At 62.1% G+C, this 21,233-nt stretch carries 18 protein-coding genes and 2 pseudogenes; 14 read left to right on the forward strand and 6 right to left on the reverse strand.

What is annotated here, in order from left to right; all coding sequences use genetic code 11:
• Positions 1-10: 10 nt before the first annotated feature.
• Genes AAEQ75_RS07020 through AAEQ75_RS07030 form a run of 3 tightly spaced genes read right to left on the reverse strand, consistent with a single transcriptional unit; the run spans position 11 to position 3,810 of the window.
• On the reverse strand, positions 11-922 hold the full coding sequence (locus AAEQ75_RS07020; RefSeq protein WP_279916893.1) for a glycosyltransferase family 2 protein: 912 nt from the start codon (positions 920-922) through the stop codon (positions 11-13).
• Positions 922-2,376 carry a mannose-1-phosphate guanylyltransferase/mannose-6-phosphate isomerase gene (locus tag AAEQ75_RS07025; RefSeq protein ID WP_343351338.1) on the reverse strand — a complete coding sequence of 485 codons (1,455 nt, stop codon included), beginning with the start codon at positions 2,374-2,376 and terminating at the stop codon, positions 922-924. Before AAEQ75_RS07025 ends, AAEQ75_RS07020 begins: the two co-directional genes overlap by 1 nt.
• Complete coding sequence (locus AAEQ75_RS07030; RefSeq protein WP_279922644.1) at positions 2,377-3,810, reverse strand: undecaprenyl-phosphate glucose phosphotransferase; 1,434 nt, start codon at positions 3,808-3,810, stop codon at positions 2,377-2,379. It lies immediately after the preceding gene.
• A 408-nt stretch (positions 3,811-4,218) separates the two neighbouring features.
• Between AAEQ75_RS07030 and rfbB the strand changes: the two genes are divergently transcribed.
• The 10 genes from rfbB to AAEQ75_RS07080 all read left to right on the forward strand — a co-directional run bounded on the left by rfbB (position 4,219) and on the right by AAEQ75_RS07080 (position 15,067).
• Positions 4,219-5,280: a dTDP-glucose 4,6-dehydratase gene (gene rfbB / locus AAEQ75_RS07035; protein WP_343351339.1), complete on the forward strand. Its 1,062-nt coding sequence runs from the start codon at positions 4,219-4,221 to the stop codon at positions 5,278-5,280.
• Positions 5,281-5,292: 12 nt separating this feature from the next.
• The gene (gene rfbA / locus AAEQ75_RS07040; protein ID WP_343351341.1) at positions 5,293-6,165 is read left to right on the forward strand and encodes a glucose-1-phosphate thymidylyltransferase RfbA; all 873 of its coding nucleotides are present in this window, start codon (positions 5,293-5,295) and stop codon (positions 6,163-6,165) included.
• Entirely contained in the window at positions 6,162-6,710 is a 549-nt protein-coding gene (gene rfbC, locus AAEQ75_RS07045; protein ID WP_074680242.1) for a dTDP-4-dehydrorhamnose 3,5-epimerase, read from the forward strand. Before rfbA ends, rfbC begins: the two co-directional genes overlap by 4 nt.
• On the forward strand, positions 6,707-7,570 hold the full coding sequence (gene rfbD / locus AAEQ75_RS07050) for a dTDP-4-dehydrorhamnose reductase (RefSeq protein WP_343351344.1): 864 nt from the start codon (positions 6,707-6,709) through the stop codon (positions 7,568-7,570). Before rfbC ends, rfbD begins: the two co-directional genes overlap by 4 nt.
• Before the next feature lie 89 nt (positions 7,571-7,659).
• Positions 7,660-9,474 carry a sensor histidine kinase gene (locus AAEQ75_RS07055; protein WP_343351345.1) on the forward strand — a complete coding sequence of 605 codons (1,815 nt, stop codon included), beginning with the start codon at positions 7,660-7,662 and terminating at the stop codon, positions 9,472-9,474.
• The gene (locus AAEQ75_RS07060) at positions 9,471-10,856 is read left to right on the forward strand and encodes a sigma-54-dependent transcriptional regulator (RefSeq protein ID WP_143506970.1); all 1,386 of its coding nucleotides are present in this window, start codon (positions 9,471-9,473) and stop codon (positions 10,854-10,856) included. Before AAEQ75_RS07055 ends, AAEQ75_RS07060 begins: the two co-directional genes overlap by 4 nt.
• A gap of 305 nt (positions 10,857-11,161) precedes the next feature.
• Positions 11,162-12,154, forward strand: a complete 993-nt coding sequence (gene dctP, locus AAEQ75_RS07065) for a C4-dicarboxylate TRAP substrate-binding protein DctP (RefSeq protein WP_343351346.1) — start codon at positions 11,162-11,164, stop codon at positions 12,152-12,154.
• Positions 12,155-12,293: 139 nt separating this feature from the next.
• On the forward strand, positions 12,294-12,923 hold the full coding sequence (locus AAEQ75_RS07070; RefSeq protein WP_343351347.1) for a TRAP transporter small permease: 630 nt from the start codon (positions 12,294-12,296) through the stop codon (positions 12,921-12,923).
• Complete coding sequence (gene dctM, locus AAEQ75_RS07075; RefSeq protein ID WP_084331627.1) at positions 12,920-14,200, forward strand: C4-dicarboxylate TRAP transporter large permease protein DctM; 1,281 nt, start codon at positions 12,920-12,922, stop codon at positions 14,198-14,200. Before AAEQ75_RS07070 ends, dctM begins: the two co-directional genes overlap by 4 nt.
• A 195-nt stretch (positions 14,201-14,395) precedes the next feature.
• On the forward strand, positions 14,396-15,067 hold the full coding sequence (locus tag AAEQ75_RS07080; protein WP_343351348.1) for a DUF502 domain-containing protein: 672 nt from the start codon (positions 14,396-14,398) through the stop codon (positions 15,065-15,067).
• On the opposite strand, the gene AAEQ75_RS07085 is transcribed toward AAEQ75_RS07080, so the two are convergent.
• On the reverse strand, positions 15,064-15,531 hold the full coding sequence (locus AAEQ75_RS07085) for an Lrp/AsnC family transcriptional regulator (RefSeq protein ID WP_343351349.1): 468 nt from the start codon (positions 15,529-15,531) through the stop codon (positions 15,064-15,066). The two genes, AAEQ75_RS07080 and AAEQ75_RS07085, sit on opposite strands and share 4 nt — an antisense overlap.
• Positions 15,532-15,658: 127 nt before the next feature.
• On the opposite strand from AAEQ75_RS07085, the gene AAEQ75_RS07090 reads away from it, so the two are divergent.
• Positions 15,659-15,985 carry a hypothetical protein gene (locus tag AAEQ75_RS07090; protein WP_099526646.1) on the forward strand — a complete coding sequence of 109 codons (327 nt, stop codon included), beginning with the start codon at positions 15,659-15,661 and terminating at the stop codon, positions 15,983-15,985.
• A 123-nt stretch (positions 15,986-16,108) separates the two neighbouring features.
• The gene (locus AAEQ75_RS07095) at positions 16,109-17,893 is read left to right on the forward strand and encodes a GspE/PulE family protein (protein WP_343351350.1); all 1,785 of its coding nucleotides are present in this window, start codon (positions 16,109-16,111) and stop codon (positions 17,891-17,893) included.
• Here AAEQ75_RS07095 and AAEQ75_RS07100 read toward each other — a convergent pair.
• Positions 17,868-18,542, reverse strand: a pseudogene (locus tag AAEQ75_RS07100) (murein L,D-transpeptidase catalytic domain family protein). The gene AAEQ75_RS07095 and the pseudogene AAEQ75_RS07100 sit on opposite strands and share 26 nt — an antisense overlap.
• A 165-nt stretch (positions 18,543-18,707) precedes the next feature.
• On the opposite strand from AAEQ75_RS07100, the pseudogene AAEQ75_RS07105 reads away from it, so the two are divergent.
• Positions 18,708-18,959 (forward strand): annotated as a pseudogene (locus tag AAEQ75_RS07105) (NfeD family protein); the annotation flags it as partial.
• Between the two features lie 91 nt (positions 18,960-19,050).
• On the forward strand, positions 19,051-19,380 hold the full coding sequence (locus AAEQ75_RS07110; protein ID WP_343351352.1) for a DUF2388 domain-containing protein: 330 nt from the start codon (positions 19,051-19,053) through the stop codon (positions 19,378-19,380).
• A 104-nt stretch (positions 19,381-19,484) separates the two neighbouring features.
• On the opposite strand, the gene AAEQ75_RS07115 is transcribed toward AAEQ75_RS07110, so the two are convergent.
• Entirely contained in the window at positions 19,485-20,849 is a 1,365-nt protein-coding gene (locus tag AAEQ75_RS07115; protein WP_343351353.1) for an OprD family porin, read from the reverse strand.
• Positions 20,850-21,233: the final 384 nt, after the last annotated feature.

Consider the following 21,233-nt stretch of genomic DNA (forward strand, 5'->3'; position numbering starts at 1 on the left):
AAAGTAGGGGCTAACGCCAGTACCCGGAAAACATACTGACGCGACGCTTGAGGGTTGATGGCAAAGACATTTCCACCTGACCAAGACGGTAACCAGTCAGCTTCATCGCACTGCGCAGAAAGACTTCAGGCAAACGGTAGAGACAGCCGGCCGCGCGCAGCGCTGCCATCTCGGCCTTCACATAACGCATGCCTTCGCCACCGGCCGAACCGAACGCCTGCCTGATCCAGCGCTCACGTCCGTAAAAAACACCGATATCGAAGTAACGACGAAACTCCTCGAGCACGCTGTAATCGTGCGAGTGATACACCTCGGCGGTCGCTGCATAACGCACGGCATAACCGCCGAGCAGCATGCGGGCCGCAACGTAGGCGTCTTCGCTGCCGATCACGTCCTCGGGAAAGCCGCCCACGGCGACCAGCGCGTCACGCCGGTAGGCCGAAAACGAATCGGAGCTGAAACAGGTTTTGATCCCCAACTCAGGTGCATCACTCATGCGCTTGGTGCGGCTCTGCGGCGGATAGTTGAAACGACGCGACTGCGCGCCCAGCAGGCCTGCATCCGGGTGCGGCAGTTGTCGCCCATAGGCAACCCCGATATCGGCCTCGCCCTGCAGGTCGGCGATGATGTTGGCGAAGGTACCGGCGTCGGCCGGAATCGCGTCCTGGGTCAGGTAGATCAGCGCGTCCGCGTCGACCTGCTCGCTCGCCCAACGGCGGGTACCGCCATGATTGAACTGCGCCGGTTCGATCACCTCGACCTGCGCACCAGCAGCGCGAAAGCGCGCCACCGTATCGTCACGCGAGGCGCTGTCGACCACCAGGAACTCGTCCGGCTGCAACGTCTGCATGGCGAGCGCCGGCAGCAGGCGATCAAGATGAGCGCCAGCGTTGCGGGTCGGGATGATCAGGGCCACACGCATCAGCTGGTTTTCTCGCTCGCGGGTGCACGACCGTAGATATCGTTGAAGCGGACAATGTCGTCCTCGCCCAGATACTCGCCGCTCTGCACCTCGATCATCACCAGATCGATCACTCCCGGATTGACCAGGCGATGGCGGTGGCCGGCCGGGATGAAGGTCGACTCATTGGTATTCAGCAAAAAGTCGCGTTCACTGTTGACCACCCGTGCCATACCACTGACGACGATCCAGTGCTCACTGCGGTGATGATGCATCTGCAGTGACAATGACTCGCCAGGGCGCACCATGATGCGCTTGATCTTGAAGCGCGCACCCTCCTCCAGCACGGTGTAGGTGCCCCACGGACGGGTCACGGTGCGATGCAGGCGATAGGCTTCGTGGCCTCGCTTCTTCAGTTCCTGGGCAACGTACTTGACGTCCTGTGTGCTGTTGGCATCGGCGATCAGCAGCGCATCGGGCGTGTCCACCACAACCAGGTCACGCACGCCCACGGCGCCAATCAGGCGCTTGGGCGAGTCGATATAGCAGCCCTGCACGTTGTGCAGCACCACCTCGCCATTGATCTGGTTGCCGTTGGCATCGGCGGCGGTGAGTTCGCGCAGCGCCTGCCACGAACCGATGTCGCTCCAACCCAGGTCACAGGGCACCACGGCCACCTTGGGCGAGCGCTCCATCAGGGCGTAGTCGATGGAAATGTCGGTCACTTCGGCGAAGCTCGCCGCGTCCAGCTCGCACTGCACGCCCTGCTTGCCTGCCGTGGGCACGCTCAGAGCCAGGCATTTCTCCACGCCTTCGACGACCTGCGGCGCATGCTCGCGCAGCTCGCGCAACAGTACGTCCACGCGGAAACAGAACATGCCAGCGTTCCACAGATGCCGGCCACCGGCCAGGTAGGCCTCGGCCGTCGCCATATCGGGTTTCTCGACGAAACTGGCGACGCGGTAACCGCCCTCCAGGCTCTCGCCTTGCTGGATATAGCCATAGCCGGTCTCGGCATGATCCGGCTGAATACCGAAAGTCACCAGCCAGCCGGCCTCGGCCAGTGCTCGCGCCTGTGCGATAGCGGCGACGAAAGCAGCCTGATCGCGAATCAGATGATCGGCAGGCAACACCAGTAACTGGGCCTCCTCGCCGTAATGATGCGCGACGTGCAACGCTGCAGCCGCAATCGCCGGAGCGGTATTGCGCCCCGTGGGTTCGAGGAGAAAGTCCAGCCCCACACGCCCCCGATTCTGCGCGCGATAGTCATCCAGCGTGCGAAACAAAAGATCCCGGTTGATCACCGTCAGCAATCGGGCAACGTCATCCAGGCCGGCGACGCGCTCGAAGGTCTTCTGCAACAGGCTGCGGCCATCGGCCAGGCGCATGAACGGCTTGGGCATGGCCTCGCGGGAAACCGGCCACAGGCGCGTGCCGGCACCACCGGCAATGATACAGGGGATCAGGACGCTCATTCAGTAGGCCTCGCGGGTGAAGATGACCGCAGGCAAGGTGCGGAAGAGGATGTACAGGTCGAACCAGACCGACCAGTTCTCGATGTACTGCAGGTCAAACTCGACACGTTTCTCGATCTTTTCCAGCGTATCGGTTTCGCCGCGATAGCCATTGATCTGCGCCCAGCCGGTAATACCGGGCTTCACACGATGCCGGGCGGTGTATTCCTTCACCGCATCTTCAAAAAGGATGCCAGCCGCCTTGGTCGCCGTGGCATGCGGGCGCGGGCCAACCATGGACATGCTGCCGAGCAATACGTTGAACAGCTGCGGCAACTCATCCAGGCTGGTCTTGCGGATAACGCGCCCGACTCGAGTGATGCGGTCGTCATTGCGCGTGGCCTGCCGCTCTGCGTTGGCGTCGGCGCGGTCACAGTACATAGAACGAAACTTGAACACTTCAATCAGCTTGTTGTTGTAGCCGTAACGTTTCTGGCGAAACAGCACAGGCCCAGGGGAGTCGAGCTTGATCGCCAGCGCGACCAGGATCATCAGGGGTAGAGCGAAAGCCAGAGCCAGCAGCGCCAAAAGCAGGTCCTCACTGCGCTTGATCAAAGGCGACCATCCGTCGAGCGGCCTTTCCGAGACGTTGAACATCGGCAGCCCGGCCACCTCGGTGATGCGGTTGCGCGCATGCCGGAAAGCGAGCATGTCCGGCACCAGCAGAACGTTTACCGGAAGTTTGCGCAATTCGCGCACGATCTGGCCGATGCGATTCTCGGCTGACCAAGGCAGTGCGACCAGCACTTGCGTCACTCGCTCATCCCGCACCAGGCGCTCCAAGGCATTGCTGTCGCCCAACAACGGTAGACCACCCAACGTATCGGGCAAGCGACCGATACGGTCATCTATAAAACCGATCAAACCAGAACGAATGTCGCTATGGCGCTGCATGAATTCCGATAGCCGCAGGCCATTCTCGGTCGCCCCGAGGATGACCGCGCTCTGCAGAAATTGTCCGGCACGCATCCAATACCGATAGAGAGCGAGCAACGCCAAACGCTCGGCGCCGAACGCGAAGAGGCTGGCCAGAAACCAGAGGCTGAGGAAATGCCATTCCATGAAGCTGAACATTGCCAGCGCCTGATGCATGAAGAGCAACAGACAGAACGCCGCAGACCAGGCAAAGAACATCATGCGAAAGCGCAACAGGCTACTGAATATCTCCTCGGAGTAAACGCCCAGGGCTTGAAACATCATTACCGTAAGAACGCCAAAGAAGAGCAGTACCGTGGCGTAGCTTTGTGTCAGCACGGGCTCGTCCGATAGCCATACCAGAAGCGCAAACCCAGGCAAAATGGCGGTAATGCCATGAACCAGGCGAATGGCCGCCAAGAAATATTCGATGAACCCAGGACGCGCCAGCAAGGAACCACCGGCTGATTGCAGAAGCATGAAAAGTCACTCCCCACCTTAATTTTCGCTCATGAACATCCGGTGTCGTCAAAAAACAGGCAGAAAATGCAAAAAATAAAAATTTCCGACAAAATATCGTCAAATTGTTTTATGCCGTGACTTAACCACTTTTATGATGGCATTTCAATATACGCACTGATGAATAACACAGTTAATTTCTGGCGCCAGAAAGCCAGCAAAAAAGCAGCTTTGTTGAAGAACGCCATGTGCTCGTACTACCGCCAAAAAGACTCGCGCAACCGAAACGGGTTGATGTACAAAATGCGCCATCAACCATTCAGGCTTATGGCTATTGAGCCTCTACGTGGCCTGCTGCGCCACGGCTTCCGCGACTTTCAATTGATCCAGGGCCTCGCCTGCCGTCACTCATTGCCAAGGACACAGTAAATGCGCATTCTTGTTACCGGCGGCGCCGGCTTCATCGGTTCGGCTCTGATTCGTCATCTGATTCAGAACACCGAACATGAGGTACTCAACCTCGACAAACTGACCTACGCCGGCAACCTGGAGTCGCTCACCCCCGTTGATGACAACCCGCGCTACCGCTTCGTCCAGGGCGACATTGGCGACAGCGAATGCGTTGCGGCGATACTGGCCGAGTTCCAGCCGGACGCCATCATGCACCTGGCCGCCGAGTCCCACGTCGACCGCTCCATCGATGGCCCGGCCGCGTTCATCCAGACCAATATCGTCGGCACCTATGGCCTGCTAGAAAGCACCCGCGCCTACTGGCTTGGCCTGAGCGCTGAGCGCAAGGCGGCCTTTCGCTTTCATCACATTTCCACCGACGAGGTGTATGGCGACCTGCATGGCGTCGACGATCTCTTCACCGAAACTACCCCCTACGCGCCCAGCTCGCCTTATTCGGCGAGCAAGGCGGCGTCCGACCATCTGGTGCGCGCCTGGCAACGCACCTATGGCCTGCCGGTGCTGATCACCAACTGCTCGAACAACTACGGCCCCTACCATTTCCCCGAGAAGCTGATTCCACTGATGATCCTTAACGCCCTGGCGGGCAAACCGCTGCCGGTGTACGGCAACGGTCAGCAGGTACGCGACTGGCTGTACGTGGAAGACCACGCGCGCGCCCTGCTCAAGGTGGTCAGCGAAGGACAGGTCGGCGAGACCTACAACATCGGCGGCCATAATGAGCAGAAGAATCTCGACGTGGTGCTCGCCATCTGCGCATTGCTGGAGGAGCTGGCACCACAGAAACCCACCGGTATCGCGCGCTATGAAGACCTGATCACCTATGTGCAGGATCGCCCGGGCCACGATCTGCGCTACGCCATCGACGCCGGAAAGATCGAGCGCGAGCTGGGCTGGGTACCGCAGGAAACCTTCGAAACCGGCCTGCGCAAGACGGTGCAGTGGTACCTGGACAATCTCGACTGGTGCCGCCGCGTGCAGGATGGCAGCTATCAGGGCCAGCGACTCGGCGCACTCTAAGGAGCAGGAACAATGAAAGGCATCATCCTCGCCGGCGGTTCTGGCACTCGCTTGCACCCCATCACCCTCGGTGTGTCCAAGCAGCTGCTGCCGATCTATGACAAGCCGATGATCTACTACCCGTTGTCGGTGCTGATGCTGGCCGGCATTCGCGAGATTCTGATCATCTCCACCCCCGAGGATTTGCCCAACTTCCAGAAGATGCTGGGCGACGGCAGCCAGTTTGGCATCGAACTGCAATATGCCGAGCAACCCTCTCCTGATGGTCTGGCCCAGGCCTTCCTGATCGGCGAGTCGTTCATTGGCGACGACTCGGTGTGCCTGATCCTCGGCGACAACATTTTCCACGGTCAGCATTTCACCGAGAAACTGCTGCGCGCAGCCACCCACAATAGCGGTGCCACAGTCTTCGGCTACTGGGTCAGCGACCCGGAGCGTTTCGGCGTGGTCGAGTTCGACGCCGCCGGCAATGCGCTGTCGATTGAGGAAAAGCCGGCAAAACCCAAGTCCAGCTTCGCCGTGACCGGCCTGTATTTCTACGACAACGACGTGGTGCAGATCGCAAAGGCGGTGAAACCCTCGCCACGCGGTGAGCTGGAAATCACTGACGTCAACAACGCCTATCTGGCCCGCGGCGACCTGCGCGTGGAGCGTTTCGGCCGTGGCTTCGCCTGGCTCGACACCGGCACCCACGACAGCCTGCTCGATGCCTCGCACTACGTGCAGACAGTGGAAAAGCGCCAGGGCCTGAAGGTCGCCTGCCTCGAAGAGATCGCCTATCAGCAGGGCTGGATCGACCGCGACCAACTGCTCGCGTGCGCCAAGGCGCTGGGCAAGACCGGCTACGGCCAGTACCTGTACAAACTGGCGGAGGAGTCGCTGTGAAAGTGATCGCAACCGCACTGCCGGAAGTGCTGATTCTCGAACCCCAGGTATTCGGTGACGAGCGTGGCTTCTTCTACGAGAGCTTCAACGCACGGCGCTTTGCCGAAGCCACCGGGGTAACCCGCGAATTCGTCCAGGACAACCATTCGCGCTCCGCCCGCGGCGTGCTGCGCGGCCTGCACTATCAACTGCAGCAGGCCCAGGGCAAGCTGGTGCGTGTCAGTGCCGGCGAGGTCTATGACGTCGCGGTCGACGTACGCCGCAGCTCGGCGAATTTCGGCAAGTGGGTCGGCGTGCATCTGTCCGCCGAGAACAAGCGCCAGCTGTGGGTGCCGGAAGGCTTCGCGCATGGCTTCCTAGTGCTCAGCGAATACGCCGAGTTCCTCTACAAGACCACCGACTACTATGCCCCGGCCCACGAGCGCTGCATCCGCTGGGATGATCCACAACTGGCCATCGACTGGCCGCTCGACGGTCTGACGCTGCAACTCTCGGCCAAGGACCAGCAGGGTATGAGCCTGACCGAAGCCGAGACCTTCGCATGAAGATTCTTATCAGCGGCCACACCGGCCAGGTCGCCCGTGAACTGCAACTGGCCTTGCGCGAGCACGAACTGATCAGCCTCGGCCGGCAGGCATTCGACCTGTCGCGCCCGGACAACCTGCGCGAAACCATGCTGCGCGAGCGTCCCGCGCTGGTGATCAATGCCGCCGCGTACACCGCCGTCGACCAGGCCGAACAGGAGCGCGAGCTGGCCTTCGCCATCAATGCCGAGGCGCCACGTGCCATCGCCGATGCCTGCTTCGAACTGGACATTCCGCTGATTCACTACTCCACCGACTACGTCTTCGATGGCAGCAAGGCCAGGCCTTACCGTGAAGCCGATACGCCACATCCGTTGGGCGTCTATGGCGCCAGCAAGGCGGCCGGTGAACAGGCGCTGCGCATCAGCGGCTGCGATCACCTGATCCTGCGCACCAGCTGGGTCTACTCACAGCACGGGCGTAACTTCTTGCTGACCATGCAGCGCCTGCTGCAGGAGCGCGACGAGCTCAGCGTGGTCGACGACCAGATCGGCGCACCGACCTGGGCTGGCAGTATCGCCAGCGCTACCGCAGAGCTGATCGACAAGTGGCAGCAGGGGCGTCATCACTGGGGCACCTACCACCTGACCTGCCAAGGCGAGACCAGCTGGTTCGGCTTCGCCAGTGCCATCGCCGAGCGCCTGCGTGCAGCCGGCAAGCCCTGCGCCAGGCTGCGTCCTATCCCCAGCGGCGAGTACCCGACGCCGGCGCAGCGCCCACTCAACTCACGCCTGGATGGCAACCGCCTGGAGCAGGATTGGCAGGTTCGCCTACCGGACTGGCACACCGCCCTGGACGCCTGCCTGCAACGCATGAACTGAGCCCCTGCGTTTCATCCGCGCGGCCAGTGCCCATCACCGGCCGCGCGCTTAACGTGCATAATGCGCCGATCATTTCTGCACGGTTTGCCATGAGCACGAACACTGCCACTCCCCGTCGCCTGCGCTGGCGCAGCCTCGTGCTGTTGGCGCTGCTGCTTGCGCCACTGCTGTGGCCGGTCCACTTCCTGGCCGAGCGCTACTACCGCGAAGTGCTGATCGAACAAAATCGGCAAACCCTCGATCTGTATGTGGCCAACCTGCTCGGCACGCTGCGCCGCTACGAAGTGCTGCCGCAGATTCTCGGCGATCTGCCAGGCCTGCGCGCCGCCCTGCATGCCCCTGAAGACCCCGGCGCGCTGGACAACGCCAACCGCTTGCTGGCCCGCGTGAAGAGCCAGACCGGCGCCGACGTGATCTACCTGATGAACCCGCGCGGCGTCACCCTGGCCGCCTCCAACTGGGACAAACCCGACAGCTTCGTCGCCGGCAACTTCGCCTTCCGTCCGTATTTCCGCGAAGCATTGGCCGGGCGCCTGGGGCGCTTCTTCGGCCTGGGTACAACGTCTGGAAAGCGCGGTTACTACTTCGCCTACCCGGTGCGCGAGGACGAGCACAACATCGGCGCACTGGTGGTCAAGGTCGACCTCGACCACACCGAGACCCTCTGGGGTAACACGCCGGAACAGTTGCTGGTGACCGACACCAACGGCGTGGTCATTCTTACCTCGCGCCCGGATTGGCGCTTCCACTCCAGCCGTCCGCTGGACCGCGTCGAGCAGTCGGCCATCGCCGCCAACCAACCCTACCCGACCCAGGCACCGCCCGCACTCGACCTTGATCCCAATGCCTGGTTGACGCAAAGCCGAGCCCTGGAAGAAACCGGCTGGACGGTAAGTATTCTCGCCCCACGCATCCTGCTCGATCGCCCCGTGCGCAGCGCCGTGGCCGTAGGAGCGGCTGCCCTGCTGGCCCTGCTGCTGCTGCTCGGCCTGATGATCCTGCGCCGCCGTCACTACCTCGAACGCATCGCCCTCGACGCTCGCGCCAAGGCCGAACTGGAGCAGCGCGTCGCAGAACGAACGCATGATCTGGAACTGCTCAACAGCCGCCTCAAGCAGGAAGTGCTCGAGCGTGAACAGGCTCAGCAGGAGCTGGTGCGCGCTCAGGACGAGCTGGTCCAGGCCGGTAAACTGTCGGCGCTCGGCACCATGAGCGCCAGCATCAGTCACGAACTCAACCAGCCGCTCGGGGCGATCCGCAGCTACGCGGAGAACGCCAGCACCCTGCTTGACCATCAGCGTAGCGACGATGCTCGCGCCAACCTCAAGCTGATCAGCGAGCTGACCGAGCGCATGGCTTCGATCATCACCCATTTGCGCTCCTTTGCCCGCCGCGACCGCCACGCGCCGGAGCGGGTTGCCCTGCAACCAGCGCTGGACGATGCCCTGGCGCTACTGGCCAAACGCCGCCGGGCGATGGATGTAGAGCTGATCCGCGACCTGCCGGACGCCACGCTCTGGGTCCAGGCCGGCGAGACGCGCCTGCGCCAGGTGCTCGGTAATCTGCTCGGCAATGCGCTCGATGCGCTGATCGATAAAGCCCCTCCTAGGCGCATCTGGATCAGCATCGAGCCTCAAGCCGAGCACCTCCACCTGCTGCTGCGTGACAATGGCCCAGGCTTCTCGCCCGAATCACTGGCGCGCGCGCGCGAGCCCTTCTTCACCACCAAGACCAGCGCCCAGGGCCTGGGGCTGGGCCTGGCCATCTGCGATAGTCTGGTGCGTGCGCTGGACGGCGAACTGCTGCTGGCCAATCATCCGGCCGGCGGTGCACTGATCACCCTGCGCCTGCGCCTGGCCAGCCCCGGCGTCAACCTGCAACCTTCAGAGGACCCCTCGCCATGACCAGCGACAGCGCCATCGACAGCCGCATTCAGGTACTGCTGGTCGACGACGACGCCCATCTGCGCCAGGCACTCAGCCAGACGCTCGACCTGGCCGGGCTCAAGGTCATCAGCCTGGGCGATGCGCAGGGCCTCGCCGCGCGCATTCCCGCTGGCTGGCCAGGCGTGGTAGTCAGCGATATCCGCATGCCCGGCATCGATGGCCTGCAACTGCTGCAGCAATTGCGCGAGCGTGATGCCGAGCTGCCCGTGCTGCTGATCACCGGCCATGGTGACGTGCCGCTGGCCGTGCAGGCGATGCGCGCTGGCGCCTACGACTTCCTGGAAAAACCTTTCGCCAACGATGACCTGCTCGACAGCGTACGCCGTGCGCTGGAGCTGCGCCGCCTGGTGCTGGACAACCGCAGCCTGCGCATGGCGCTCAATGACCGCCAGCAACTGTCCAGCCGCCTGGTTGGCCAATCGCCGGCCATGCAGCGCCTGCGCGAGCAGATCGGTGCACTTGCCAGCATCGCCACCGACGTACTGATTCTCGGCGAGACCGGAGCCGGCAAAGAGGTGGTCGCACGCGCTCTGCACGACCTGTCCAACCGCCGCGAAGGCCCCTTCGTCGCCATCAACGCCGGTGCACTGGCCGAGTCGGTGGTGGAAAGCGAGCTGTTCGGTCATGAGGCCGGCGCCTTCACCGGCGCGCAGAAGCGGCGCATCGGCAAGTTCGAGTTCGCCAACGGTGGCACCCTGTTCCTCGACGAGATCGAGAGCATGAGCATGGATGTGCAGGTCAAGCTGCTGCGCCTGCTGCAGGAGCGCGTAGTCGAGCGCCTCGGTGGTAATCAGCTGATCCCACTGGATATCCGCGTGATCGCCGCGACCAAGGAAGATCTGCGTCAGGCCGCCGATGCCGGGCGTTTCCGCGCCGACCTTTACTACCGCCTCAACGTCGCACCGTTGTCCATCCCACCGCTGCGCGAGCGCGGCGAGGACGCCCTGCTGCTTTTCCAGCACTTCGCCGATGGGGCGGCCGCCCGCCACGCCTTGGCGCCGCGAGAGCTCCAGCCGGGACAGCGCGCCTTGCTGCTGCGTCATCCGTGGCCAGGCAACGTGCGTGAGTTGCAAAACGCCGCCGAACGCTTCGCCCTGGGCCTGGAGCTGGCGCTCGACAGCAACGCGCCAAATCTGCCGCCGGTCAACGGCGGGCTCAGCGAACAAGTCGAAGCCTTCGAACGCGCCTTGATCGCCGCAGAGCTGAGTCGCCCGCACGGTTCGCTGCGCAGCCTGGCCGAAGCTCTGGGCGTGCCGCGCAAGACCCTGCACGACAAACTGCGCAAACATGGGTTGAATTTCTCAGGCGCTGGCGGAAGCTCGCCAGAGGACTTCGACTGACTGGCGGCAAACCGCCAGTTCCCTCCCTGCCGATCTGTCGCTGGCGGGTTCATACGCCCGCCCGATGCTCGGCAAAAAGCCATCAAAACCCACTGCCATGGGCCTTTGCACGGCACGCAAGGTTGGCGCATAGCAGACTGGCACAAGGGTTGCTCTAGGCTAACCTCAAGCGAACCCACAAGTACAAGTCCAGGCCTCGCTGATGCCAACGGCGTTTTTCCCCAAGCCGCCTAGACTTGCTCTTGTCCGTTCGCCAGCAGCGCCCCGGCGCAAATGCGATAAACACAACAAGAGGAAGCATCCGCATGTTCAAACTGACTGCCAAGGCGCTGGCTTGCGCCCTGTCCCTGTCCATCGCTGGCGTGGTTCACGCTGCCGACCCGATCGTCATCAAGTTCTCCCACGTGGTTGCCGAGCACACCCCGAAAGGTCAGGGTGCCGTGCTGTTCAAGCAACTGGCAGAAGAGCGCCTGGGCGACAAGGTCAAGGTCGAGGTCTATCCGAACTCCTCGCTGTTCGGCGATGGCAAGGAAATGGAAGCGCTGCTGCTCGGCGACGTCCAGATGATCGCCCCGTCCCTGGCCAAGTTCGAGCATTACACCAAGCAGCTGCAGGTATTCGATCTGCCGTTCCTGTTCGACGACATGGCTGCAGTCGACCGCTTCCAGAAGAGCGCTGAAGGCCAGAAGCTGCTGACCTCCATGACCGACAAGGGCATCACCGGCCTGGCCTACTGGCACAACGGCCTGAAGCAGCTGTCGGCCAACAAGGCGCTGCTGGAGCCGAAAGACGCCCGCGGCCTGAAATTCCGCGTACAGGCTTCCGCCGTACTGGAAGAGCAGTTCAAGGCCGTGCGCGCCAACCCGCGCAAGATGAGCTTCGCCGAGGTTTACCAGGGCCTGCAGACTGGCGTGGTCAACGGTGCCGAGAACCCCTACTCGAACATCTACAGCCAGAAGATGCACGAAGTGCAGAAGTACATCACCGAGTCCAACCATGGCCTGCTGGACTACATGCTGATCACCAACACCAAGTTCTGGGACGGTCTGCCGGCTGACGTACGCGACGAGCTGAACAAAATCATCGACGAGGTCACCGTCGAGGTGAACAAGCAGGCTGACGCCCTCAACGAAGGCGACAAGCAGCGCATCGTCGATGCAGGCAGCACCGAAATCCTGACTCTGACTCCGGAGCAGCGTAACCAGTGGCGCGAAGCCATGCAGCCGGTGTGGAGCAAGTTCGAAGGCGAAATCGGTGCCGACCTGATCAAGGCAGCCCAAGCCGCCAACCAGCAGTAAGGCCGGAGAGCCGTAGGGTGGGCAGTATCGCCAGATACTGACCCACCGCGGCGTCACCGACGCCGACATGCTGCAACTGGTGGGTCGGCCGCATTCGTACCGCCCCACCCTACGCCCTTTCCATTCGGGAGAACCGACCATGAACGCCTTGCGGCGCGGCTGGGAGCACTTCGAGGAAGGCTTTATCGCTTTCCTCCTGGCGACCATGACGCTGATCACTTTCGTCTACGTGATCCTCAACAACTTCTACACCCTGTTCTACTGGCTGGGTGACTATTTCGGCGGTAACGAGACCCTGCTCGCTATCGGCGACTCCATTCTCGACATGGCCCAGGCGATGACCTGGAGCAATGCCCTGACCAAGGCGCTGTTCGGCTGGCTGATCTTCTTCGGCCTGGCCTATGGCGTGCGTACCGCCGGCCACATCGGCGTCGACGCTCTGGTCAAACTCGCCCCGCGCGGCATCCAGCGCATCATCGGTGTGATCGCCTGCTCGGCCTGCCTGGGCTACGCCGGCCTGATCGCCGTTGGTAGCTTCGACTGGGTGCGCACCCTGTTCACCGCCGGTATCGGCGCCGAAGACCTCGGTCACTACGGCATCCAGCAATGGCATATCGGCATGATCGTGCCCTTCGGCTACGCCATGGTGTTCGTCCGCTTCCTGGAAATCCTCGTCCGTATCCTGCGCAACGAGCAGACCGGCCTCGGTCTGGCCGACGAAGCGGCCGATGCCCTGAAGGTCAATGAGCACGAGGAGCCCAAGCAATGACCGTCCTGTTCCTCTTCCTGCTGCTGTTCCTGCTGATGTTCATCGGCGTGCCGATCGCCGCGTCGCTCGGCCTGGCCGGTTCGATCACCATCATGCTGTTCAGCCCCGACTCGGTGCGCTCGCTGGCGATTAAGCTGTTCGAGACCAGCGAGCATTACACCCTGCTGGCGATTCCGTTCTTCCTCTTGTCCGGTGCCTTCATGACCACCGGCGGCGTGGCCAAGCGTCTGATCGACTTCGCCAACGCCTGCGTCGGCCACATCCGTGGCGGCCTGGCCATCGGTGCGGTGCTGGCGTGCATGCTGTTCGCCGCGCTGTCCGGCTCCTCGCCAGCCACCGTGGCGGCGGTCGGCTCGATCGCCATCGCCGGCATGGTGCGCTCCGGTTATCCGCAGGCGTTCGGCGCCGGCATCGTGTGTAACGCCGGTACCCTGGGCATCCTGATTCCGCCGTCGATCGTGATGGTGGTGTACGCCGCCGCTACCGAGCAGTCGGTGGGCAAGCTGTTCATGGCCGGTGTGATCCCGGGCGTGATGCTCGGCCTGGCGCTGATGATCGCGATCTACATCGTCGCGCGCATCAAGAAGCTGCCAGCCCTGCCGCGCGCCAGCTTCCGCGAGTGGCTGCGCGCCGCGCGTGAGGCGTTCTGGGGCCTGCTGCTGATGGTGATCATCCTCGGCGGTATCTACACCGGCATGTTCACCCCGACCGAGGCTGCGGCCGTGGCGGCGGTCTACGCCGGCTTCGTCGCCCTGTTCGTGTACAAGGACCTGACCATCCGCGAGTGCCCGAGGGTGCTGCTGGAGTCCGGCAAGCTGACCATCATGCTGATGTTCATCATTGCCAACGCCATGCTCTTCGCCCACGTGCTGACCACCGAGCAGATCCCGCAACAGATCACCGCCTGGGTGGTGGATCTGGGCCTGCAGCCGTGGCAGTTCCTGCTGGTGGTGAACATCGTGCTGCTGATCGCCGGTGCCTTCATGGAGCCGTCGGCGATCATCCTGATCCTGGCGCCGATCCTCTTCCCGATCGCCATGCAACTGGGCATCGACCCGATCCACCTGGGCATCATCATGGTGGTGAACATGGAGATCGGTCTGATCACGCCACCGGTAGGGCTGAACCTGTTCGTCACCTCGGCGGTGACGGGGATGCCGCTGACCTCGGTGATCAAAGCGGCCTGGCCGTGGCTGATGCTGTTGCTGAGCTTCCTGATGATCATTACCTACATCCCCGCCGTGTCCATGGCCTTGCCGAATCTGCTCGGCATGTAGCCGCTCAAACCAACGCTGCTACTTCGGTACCTCGTGTACCCACTCCGCCCGGCCTTAGTGCCGGGCTTTTTTTGCTCGAAACAATCTGACGAAAAGTGCTGTAGCCATTTCGCCGACCACGCACACGGGCAAGACTGCCCAGAATTGCCGTGCCTGGCGTAAAGTCACCGCCAAGATCGTCAAGGAAACCGCTACATGCTCAGACGCAGCCTGAAATCCGTCGTTACCACCTGGCTGACGGGCCTCCTCGCGCTACTGCCGCTGGCACTGACCCTGGCATTGCTTGCCTGGATATTCAGCCTGCTCAATCGCCTGGTCGGACCTTCGACCCTGATCGGCCAATTGTTCGCAGCCCTCGGCCAACCCTTCTCCAGCAATAGTTATCTGGCTTACATGCTGGGCAGTCTGGTGCTGCTGGCCAGCCTCTACCCACTTGGCCTGGCGGTACAACTGGGCTTGCGCCGCCCGCTGTCCTGGCTGATCGATCGCACCCTGCGGCGTACGCCGCTGATCGGCAATTTCTACAACCTGGCTGATCGATTCGTTGGCCTGCTGGACAAGAGCAAGAACCCCGATATCACCACCATGGCACCGGTCTGGTGCTTCTTCGGCGGCGACGGCGCAGCGGTGCTCGCCCTGCGCCCGAGTTCGGAAAGCGTCGAACTGGAGGGCCGCGCCTACTGCGCCATCCTCATCCCCACCGCGCCGATTCCGGTCGGTGGCGGCCTGCTTTACGTACCAGAAGAATGGATACGCCCTGCCGACATGGGCGTCGATCAACTGACCAGCATCTATGTGTCCATGGGGCTCACGCCACCCAGCAGGCGCAACGTCGAGCAATCGTCGCCAGTGGTGATCAAGCCTTAAGTGAGCGGCAGGCTGGTGGTGGACTTGATCTCCGATAACGCCACGATCGAGTTCACCTCCTGGATCCCTGGTACCAGCGACAGCTTCTCGAAGAAGAAGCGCTCATAGGCCTCGATATCGCGGGTGACGATGCGCAGCATGAAGTCCACCGCGCCCATAAGCACGTGACACTCCAGCACCTCGGGAAACTCGCGCATGGCTTCGGCGAACTCGGTCAGGTTGGAGCGCCCGTGGGCGTTGAGTTTGACCTGGGCGAACACCTGCGTATGCAGGCCGATGCGCTTGCGATCGAGCAGGGTCACCTGCTTGCGAATCACCCCTTCCTCCTTGAGCCGCTGGATACGTCGCCAGCAGGGCGACTGCGACAGACCGATGCGCTCGGCGATCTCCGCCGTGGAGAGGCCTGCATCCTCCTGTAGCAAAGCAAGAATGCGTTGATCGTAGGCATCCAGCGAAATGGACATAAAAATTCCTCACCAGCCACTTATTCAGGTAAGTCTATCCACATAAACGCCATCAACACAGCAAACCAGGCAGAACTTTTGCCGAAATAAGGCGGAAACTTAGGCAAAACCTGCCTGAGCTGCCGCCATGCCTGATACCACGCCATTTCCGTCCGCCCATAATCGCCGCGATCCCTGGCAGGATCGCCCCGATGCTTGTGTCGAATACCAACTGCGCACCGACGCCGAGGCCGACGTCATGTGCCGGCTGCTCGGCCTGTTCGCACAATTGCAGTTGCTCCCCGAAGCCCTGCACATGCAGCGCCTGCAAGATGACCTGCATATCAGCCTGCGCCTGCCTGGTATCTCGCTGCATCGAGCCGGCGTGCTGGCCCAGAAACTGCGCGGCCTGGTGTGCGTATGGGAGGTCACCTGGCAGCACCTGGATCACAACCTGGTGACGGAGGTGGCCTGAAGCGGGCGATCGATCACGTCGGGCACTTCGCCCTGGTGCCACTTTTCGGGCATCCTAGCTCGGCTAAAAGGTCGTTGAAGAACGACCTGCTACCCTTGTTCAGGCCGACCCCGAGGAGCCCGCATGTCCGCCTTCACTGCCACTGCCCCCGACCGTGTACTGGATCTTGGCGACCTGCTGCGCGAGCTGGTGGCCCAGGGCCGGGTGGATCAGGATGTAGCTGAGCAGTGCCTGGCGATCCGCCGCAGCTCACTGAACAACGCCCAGCATCCACTGGAGTTTCTGGCCGCGCAGCAGGTGGACGATCAGCAAAAGCCGGGCAAGAAACTCGACCTGGAAACCCTCACCATCTGGCTGGCCAACTTCGCCGGGCAACCGTACTTGCGCATCGACCCGCTGAAGATCGACGTGCCGGCCATCACCCCGCTGATGTCCTACGCCTTCGCCCAGCGTCACAAGATCCTCGCCGTGGCAGTGGACAGCGAAAGCGTTACCATCGCCAGTAGCCAGCCACTGGTGCATAGCTGGGAAGCCAACCTGGTACACGTGCTCAAGCGCCCGATCAAGCGCGTGGTAGCCAACCCCAGCGACATTCAGCGCTTCACCACCGAGTTCTATCGCCTGGCCCGCTCGGTCAGCGGCGCCACCGCCACCGACCAGAAGGTCAGCGGCGTCGGCAACTTCGAACAACTGCTCAGCCTCGGCGCCCAGGACCAGGAGCCGGACGCCAACGATGCGCACATCGTCAACATCGTCGACTGGCTGTTCCAGTACGCCTTCCAGCAACGCGCCAGCGATATTCATATCGAGCCGCGCCGCGAACAGGGCACCGTGCGCTTTCGCATCGACGGCGTGCTGCACACCGTCTACCAGTTCCCCGCGCAGGTCACCATGGCAGTGGTCAGCCGCCTGAAGAACCTCGGCCGCATGAACATCGCCGAGAAGCGCAAACCGCAGGATGGCCGGGTCAAGACCAAGACCCCGGATGGCAACGAAGTGGAGTTGCGCCTATCCACACTGCCGACCGCCTTCGGCGAGAAGATGGTGATGCGTATCTTCGACCCGGAAGTGCTGCTGAAAAGCCCGGATCAACTCGGGTTTTCCCCCGAGGACCTGCGCCGCTGGGCCAGCATGACCAGCCAGCCCAACGGCATCATCCTGGTTACCGGCCCCACCGGCTCGGGCAAGACCACCACGCTCTACACCACGCTCAAGCAGCTGGCGACCGAGGAGGTGAACGTCTGCACCATCGAAGACCCGATCGAGATGATCGAAGGCGCCTTCAACCAGATGCAGGTGCAGCACAACATCGACCTGAACTTCGCCAGCGGTGTGCGCGCGCTGATGCGCCAGGACCCCGACATCATCATGGTCGGCGAGATCCGCGACCTGGAAACCGCGGAAATGGCCATCCAGGCGGCGCTGACCGGCCACCTGGTGCTGTCCACCCTGCACACCAACGATGCCCCCAGCGCCATCACCCGCCTGCTCGAACTGGGCGTGCCGCACTACCTGCTCAAGGCCACCATCCTCGGCGTCATGGCCCAGCGCCTGGTGCGTACCCTGTGCCCGCACTGCAAGGCGCCCGTGCAACTGGACGAAGACACCTGGAACGGTCTGACCCGGCCCTGGAGCTCGCCGCCGCCGAGTCAGGCGCATCACGCCGTCGGCTGCCTGGAATGCCGCGAAACCGGCTACCGGGGTCGCGCTGGCGTCTACGAGATCATGCTGATCAACGATGCCATCAAGCCACTGATCAACGCTGACACCGACCTTACCGCCCTGCGCCGCGCCGCGTTCAAGGACGGCATGCGCAGCCTGCGTCTGTCCGGCGCGCAGAAGGTCGCAGCTGGGCTGACCACCATCGAGGAAGTGCTACGCGTCACTCCGCAGAGCGAGCAACGCTGACGCTCGCACAATCGCGATAGCGCTCATCGCTTATCTGAGGATGCCAGGCGAACAGGTACTGGCCATCCTTGAGCTGATCCACCAACACCCGAATCACCTACTGCTGCACCGCAGGACAGCCCAGGCTACGCCCCATGCGCCCGTGTTTCTCGGCCCAGGCCGGCGCCACGTAATCAGCACCATGGATCACCAGCGCCCGGGCTCGCGCCTGATCATTCAGGCCGGGCTCCAGACCATCGAGGCGCAGCGAATGCCCATGCCGCCCCTTGTAGCTTTCAGCGCCGCGAAACAGGCCTAGGCTGGTCTGATTACTGCCAGGCAGATTGGAGAAATGCTCGGCAAACGATTCACCAGACTGGCGACCATGGGCCACGAATTCACGCTGCAGCAGGCGCCCGCGCGCCAGATCGAAAACCCATAGGCGCCGCTCCAGCGAAGAGCGCGAGTAATCGATCACCGCCAACCGTCTGCCTTCACCCGCACCTTCGCGCTCGGCGCACCGCAGCGCCTGTAGCGCTCCCTGCAACGCACGCGGCTCCAACTGCGGCGCTGCACGGTGCAGGGCATTCAGCAGCTCACCGGCCACAGTGCCCTTTCCAGCCAGCAACAGAACGCTAAGCAAAAACACCATCAGCGAACGCGTAAACATGCCCCGGCTCCCACGGATGACCTGGCATCTGACAACCTTGCGAAGGGGTCGGCGGCAGAGCCCAGGCGACTGTGCTTAGATTGATTAATCTGGCAATGGAGTCTATGCGATGCACACCGAAGGGCGATCAGCGAACAGTCTGAGTATGGGTAGCCGCGCCTTCCCATGATCACCTACCTGCAACATCTGTCGTTCTGGGACTGGCTGGCCCTGGCCACCCTGCTGCTGATTCTCGAGGTGTTCGGCGCCGGAGGCTACTTGCTATGGATCGGCCTGGTAGCCGTCGCGGTCGGTGCACTGACTTATCTGTTCCCGGACCTGCCCTGGGTTTGGCAATTTCTGCTGTTCGGCGCACTGGCAATACTCTCGGCATTGCTCTGGTGGCGCCACCAGCATCGGGCGCGCAAGCTCAGCAACTGATCGGCCTGGCAACCGGCCATCGCCTGTAAGGAACCACCAGCGGCTTGCGCGACTCCTAGGAGAGGAGCCACCCCTAAGGAGTTTCATCATGCGTGTAACGAGCCGTGCCGCACTGGCGTTCAGTGCCTTTCTGATCGCCCAGACCGCAGCAGCCGATGGCATGCTGCGCGACATTCTTTCGTCAGGCGCAACCACCGCCTCGACCTACCTGACCTTCAAGGATCGCAAGCTGGTCGCCGCGGCCGAAGAGGACGCGAGCAGCTTCGTCGCCAGTAACGGCGAAATCCGCGGCCCGCACCTGGAAGCCGCGATGCAGCAACTGCGTAGCGCCAACCCGCAGTTGCAGAAGGCCGACGACATGGCGCTGGCCAGCGCCATTCTCGCGACTTCGGCAGCACCAGTTGACAGCCCACGCTGAGCCATCCCGGTCGCGCATAAAAAATGCCCGCATCCATAGGATGCGGGCATTTTTGATTGGCTTTCGGGACTCAGGCCTTGGCAAGCCTCCCGAAACCTTTCGTCTTACATCAGCGGCAGGGTGTAGCTGACGATCAGGCGGTTCTGGTCGGCGTCGGTTGCGGCGTTGCCACGCAGCACGCCATAACGCCAGCCCAGACCCAGGCCTTTCAGAGCACCCTCCTGGAGCACGTAGTCGACGGCAACATCGCGTTCCCACTCTTTGTTCTGCTCACCGTTGGCACGCTGGATGTTGGTACCTTTCAGATAAGCAACCGAAGCCTTCAGGCCAGGCACACCGACACCAGCGAAATCGTAGGTGTATTGACCGAAGGTAGTACGCTCACCGGCGCGGGTGAAGCTGTTGGCCAGACGGTCAGTCAGCAGATAGACGCTGGCGCCTGCGGAACCTTCAATGCCACCCTGGTTCAGCTGGACGAAGTTGCTATTCTCGGAAACACGCTGATAGCCCAGCATAAGCGCATGGCTCTGCAGGGTGTAGGTGAAGGCTGCGCTCCAGGTGTTGTTGTCGACCTCACCAGTGCCATCACCAAAGGTAGTGTTAGCTGTATAGCCTGCAGCACGCCCGGCCGCGCTACCGTTCTTGCCGTCGGATGTAGTGCGGAAATAGCGCAGATCGGTTTTCAGACTACCTTCACCCAGTGCCAAATTGTGGCCCAAACCGGCGAAGTGCTGCTTGTAGAAATCGTCCAGATTCGCGTAGTAGTACTGGGCAGTCAGATCTTTGGTGACTTTCCAGTCCCCGCCGCCGAAGTAGAATTTGTTGGAGTCAGCCTGGCCAACAGCACGGCCATCGATCGACAAACTGGTGCTATTGCTCGAGGCACGGCCTACGGCGTGCTCAATCTGACCCGCGGTCAGGGTCAGGTTGTCGATCTCGTTGGAGGTGATCATGCCGCCTTCAAACATCTGCGGCAGCAAGCGACCGTCGTTGGAGGTCAAGATCGGCAGCTTAGGCATCAGGGTACCGACGCGAGCCTCGGTCTTGGAGAAACGAACTTTGGCGGTAGCACCGGCCTTGCTGAAATCATCAACAGCGCTGTTGTCGGTCTCGCGTGGAAAAAGCTGACCCGGGGTGCGATCCCGATCAACCTTACTGCTGCGACCACCACCATCCAGACGCACGCCCAGCATACCTACTGCATCAAGACCAAAGCCCACGGTGCCTTCGGTAAAGCCAGAGGTGTAGTTGAGAATAAAACCTTGACCCCATTCACGAGCTGCGGAGTTGTTTTTGTAGTTGGCGTCGGTAGTGCTGCCAGTGCTGACGGTGTTCTTGACGTCATTGTCGAAGTAGAAATTGCGCATGGTCAGGCTGGCTTTGCTGTCACCGATGAAATCGGCAAAGGCTACTTGGCTCAGGCCCAGGGTGCTGGCGGCTACGGCCAGTGCCAGGGAGGTCTTTCTCATTATGTTTCTCTCCAGTGTGTTTAAGGTGACGCATCGTCCGGCGCAGACTTCGGCACGAAGAGGCAGGCCGGAACGAATAGGGCACACACGCCCATGAGCCATGGCACGGCAAAGCCGGGCTCGAATGGGCGCATGAAAATTCAGGAAGAACGAAACAACGGCGAACGCAGCGGGACGGCCGGAATGAGGCGGGCAGAGTGGCGCATGGTGAGTGCTCTCGTCGTTGTTATTGTGCGCCGACATTCTAGCCGGCATCTTTCGGGGCCTATGCAGATAGCGCGCCAGCTTGGCAAAGTCGGCGCACAAGGCTTCTAGAACAGTAGGTTACATTTTTTCGACAAGTCGGTGGCTAACCGATGACAGCACATGATCGGCAATTTTCCG

The sequence above is a fragment of the Pseudomonas sediminis genome, assembly GCF_039555755.1.
Taxonomy (GTDB): Bacteria; Pseudomonadota; Gammaproteobacteria; order Pseudomonadales; family Pseudomonadaceae; genus Aquipseudomonas; species Aquipseudomonas mendocina_D.